The 536-nt window shown below is 74.1% G+C and carries 1 protein-coding gene; it reads right to left on the bottom strand.

What is annotated here, in order from left to right:
* Nucleotides 1-536, bottom strand: a 536-nt coding sequence (locus H483_RS38920) for a putative PEP-binding protein (protein ID WP_031265245.1), incomplete at both ends; no start/stop codon positions are given.

Raw genomic sequence — 536 nt, 5'->3', positions numbered from 1 at the left:
GGCCGGGACCTCCACCATGATCCCGGGAGTCAGTCCGCGCGTCCGGCAGCGGTCGGCGAAGTCGCGGGCCTCGTCGACCGTGGAGATCATGGGCGCCATCACCCACGGGGAGGAGTGGGCGCCGCCGGTCCGCCTGCCGGCCTCGGCCAGGGCGTCGAGCTGGCGGTCGAGCAGTCCCCGGTCGATCAGGTCGACCCTGATGCCGCGCACTCCGAGAGCGGGGTTGTCCTCCTCGGTCATCCCGGCGAACGCGAGCGGCTTGTCCGACCCGGCGTCCAGCGTGCGGGTGACCACCTTCGCGTTGGGAAAGGCCCCGAGGACGCGGGCGTACATCTCGGCCTGCTCGTCGACCGAGGGCTCGGTGGGGCGATCGAGGAAGGCCAGTTCGGTGCGGAACAGTCCGATCCCCCCGGCCGGCCCCGCCGCCGCGGCCTCGGCGCCGGTGGCGTCCTGCACGTTGGCGTACAGGCTCACCTCGTGACCGTCGGCCAGGACGGCGGGGCCGGTCCATCCGGCCGCCACGTCCCGGAACCGCC

The sequence above is a fragment of the Dietzia sp. UCD-THP genome (genome assembly GCF_000349585.1).
GTDB classification, from domain to species: Bacteria; Actinomycetota; Actinomycetes; order Mycobacteriales; family Mycobacteriaceae; genus Dietzia; species Dietzia natronolimnaea_A.
The sequence above is the reverse complement of the archived record's forward strand: the minus strand, read 5'-3'. Positions and strand labels throughout refer to the sequence as shown.